The organism is Candidatus Protofrankia californiensis (assembly GCF_900634765.1).
Taxonomy (GTDB): domain Bacteria; phylum Actinomycetota; class Actinomycetes; order Frankiales; family Frankiaceae; genus Protofrankia; species Protofrankia californiensis.
Genome location: NZ_CAAAFT010000246.1, coordinates 1 through 2,710, shown reverse-complemented (window position 1 = coordinate 2,710; position 2,710 = coordinate 1). Strand labels below are relative to the sequence as shown.

At 65.4% G+C, this 2,710-nt stretch carries 2 protein-coding genes and 2 pseudogenes; 2 read left to right on the top strand and 2 right to left on the bottom strand.

Features of this window, described 5'->3' with window-relative positions; translation table 11 throughout:
* Positions 1–231 (top strand): annotated as a pseudogene (locus DD1DGNOD_RS29390) (integrase core domain-containing protein); the annotation flags it as partial.
* Between the two features lie 251 nt (positions 232–482).
* Here the strand turns inward: DD1DGNOD_RS29390 and DD1DGNOD_RS13145 are convergent.
* Together DD1DGNOD_RS13145 and DD1DGNOD_RS13140 are read right to left on the bottom strand one after the other, a co-directional pair.
* Positions 483–671: pseudogene (locus DD1DGNOD_RS13145) on the bottom strand (transposase); the annotation flags it as partial.
* A 20-nt stretch (positions 672–691) separates the two neighbouring features.
* Positions 692–1,666 carry a cytochrome P450 gene (locus DD1DGNOD_RS13140; protein ID WP_241255688.1) on the bottom strand — a complete coding sequence of 325 codons (975 nt, stop codon included), beginning with the start codon at positions 1,664–1,666 and terminating at the stop codon, positions 692–694.
* A 301-nt stretch (positions 1,667–1,967) separates the two neighbouring features.
* Between DD1DGNOD_RS13140 and DD1DGNOD_RS30515 the strand changes: the two genes are divergently transcribed.
* Complete coding sequence (locus DD1DGNOD_RS30515; RefSeq protein ID WP_283234689.1) at positions 1,968–2,090, top strand: hypothetical protein; 123 nt, start codon at positions 1,968–1,970, stop codon at positions 2,088–2,090.
* The last annotated feature ends 620 nt before the right edge of the window (positions 2,091–2,710 follow it).

Here is a 2,710-nt window from a genome sequence, read left to right as displayed (position 1 = left end):
ACTGCTTCTTCGTCATGGAGGTCGGCTCCCGCTCCGTGCACGTCCTCGGGGTCACCGCGAACCCGGACGGGCCCTGGACCACCCAGCAGATCCGGAACCTTCTGATGGACCTCGGCGACCGGGCGGCCGACTTCCGGCGTCCTGGTCCGTGACCGGGCCGGGCAGTTCACCGCGTCGTTCGACGCGGTCCTCGCCGGCGCCGGCATCGCAGCGATCAGGATTCCGCCCCGAAGGGGTCCGTTGCGTTCGCCGATTATCGACGATCTTGACCGCAGGTCTTCCCGTCGACAGGGCTCATGCGACCGAATCACGGACGCTTCAGACGCCCCGGAACGGCTCTGTAGGGCGTCTCCACCGGAAGATCTACGGTCAAGATCGGCTGGTCCTGACGGATGCAACAGTGCCGCCGCGCGCAATCTTCATCGGCAGATCACTCCACGGCCATCTTCTCACTGCTTACCTCCTCCTGACCCTGCTGCTTAGCCCCGGGCTTTCACGGCGCGGCGGAAGCGGGCGTTCAACGACTCGATCGCGTTGGTCGTACAGATCACTTTCCGGATCTCGACGTCGAAGGTCAAAAAGGGCGTGAACTCGGACCAAGCGTTCTCCCGCAGCCGGGTGATCGCCGGGTATTTCTTCTCCCAGACCGCGGAGAAGTCCGCGAACCCGTCGACGCAACAGTGCTGGCGTGTCAGGCTGACAGCCGGACCGGTAGTGTTTCCAGGCCGCGAGCTAACAGGTGCGGTCGATAGGTGAGGCGATCGGTGGTGAGGGCAAGGTTGCGTACGCGGCGCAGCAGGGCCGTGAGCATGATTTCGGCCTCCATCTTCGCCAGGGCTGCGCCGAGACAGTAGTGGATGCCGAACCCGAAGGCGATGTGTCGGGTCGCGGGCGCTGATCCGGTGAAGCGGGTGACGTCGAAACGGTCCGGATCGGGGTACGCCTCGGGATCACGATGGGCGCTACCGATTACGATTACGATGCCGTCGCCGGCAGCGAACCGGTGACCGGCGAGCGTGGTGTCCTCGAGCGCAACACGCCCAGCCCAGTGGACCGGTGGGTCATAGCGCAGCATCTCATCAACAGCACTGACGGTGAGGGCGGGATCGGCGCGCAGTAGCGAGAGCTGGCCAGGATTGCGCAGCAGTGCGAGGACACCGTTGGCGACGAGATTGATCGTCGTTTCGTACCCTGCGACCAGGAGCAGGACACACGTCTCGAGCATCTCACTCTCGGTGAGGGAGTCACCCTGTTCCTGGACCGTCACCAGGCGGCTCAGGAGGTCGTCGGACGGCGCGGCCCGCCGTTGGGCGATCAGTTCGGTGAAATAGGCGGCGAAACCGCGGGTGGCCTCGGCGCGCTGCGCCAGCTCGGCCGCAGTGAGAAGATAATCTGGGTCGAGCCCCCTGCTCAGTGCCATCCCCCACGCTCCGAAGGTCTCCTCGTCCTCGGGAGGCACCCCAAGCAGCGTGCAGATGACACGTAGTGGCAATGGTCGGGCGAAGGCCTCGATCAGGTCGACCTCCCCCTTCTCGAGGGCCGCGTCCAGCAGCGCGTCTGCCTGGGAGGTCACCAACGGCCGCAGGTGCGCCACCGTCCGCGGGGTGAACGCCTTACTGACCAACGCGCGAAGCCGGGTGTGCGCCGGCGGGTTCGTCCGCAGCATCGAACGAAGCCCCTCCCCGCTGTCTGAGCCGGGCCGGAAGGGATTCACGGTACTGGGTAGTGAGTGGTGCCCCCACGCTCCGCTGTGGAGGGCCGCCACGCAGTCGCTGTAATGGCTGATCAGAGTAAGACTGCCTTCACCGACGGGGAGCGGGTGGAACCGGCCGCTTTCACGTAGCGCACGGAAGACAGGGTAGGGGTCCGGGCGGTGGGCCGGATGGAAAACATCCAGCATCCCGGGGCCGGCCCCGGCCACTTTTTCCGACACCGGTCCTGATACTGATCCCGGTGCGGAGTCGCGGGTGGATGCCGGTGGTGCGGAGGGCGCCGTCGGTTCAGATGCCGACGTGAACGTCATGGCTGGGTCCTTTCCGCAACGGTCGAACGTCGTGGTCGGCGGTGACACCCTCGTCTATCGGGAGTGACGGGGCAGGGTAATCGAACGCACCAGGAACAGGCTGATCCGGAATGACGTCTGATAAATTCTAACCGATGCGAGCGCGAGAACCGGCGGGCGGCGCTCGGCCATCCGCGATCGATATTGCTCGATTGAATGTTAGCCATCCCGGCCGACGCTGGTTGATATCCGGCTACGACCGGCCCATACTGTCGTCGCTGCTGGCCGGCCTGCGGCCGTGTTTCACTGCCCCGACATTCCGCACGTTCTGCGCGCTGGTGTACGGGATACTTCCCCAGACCGCGGCGCACCGTATGCGGGAGGCTCGTCTCGGCGCCAGCCTGTCCCAGATCTGGCCGCACCGCTCTGACTAGCCTCGGCTATTCACGCCAATTCTTGTTGATCTGACGGATCGGGGCGGCCCGGTGACGGAAAAGTGCCTCCGACCTGGGACGATACGGGTGTCTGAAGTCCATGTCGTCAACAAGATCAGAAGGCACTTTCCAGGTGAAGTTTACGGGCTGGTCCAAAGGGCTGTCAGTCGAGGTCGGCGGCCGTGACGTTGTCTCCCACGTCGGGACGGCCGTGCTGCGGCTGCTCGCGGACCGGGTCGGGCTGACCGGCGGGCTGGGCTGTCAGCAGCGCTGG

What these genes read in the sequence shown, in the direction of transcription:
- DD1DGNOD_RS13140 (WP_241255688.1), bottom strand. Translation starts at nt 1,666, where the DNA reads ATGCTGCGGACGAACCCGCCGGCGCACACCCGGCTTCGCGCGTTGGTC.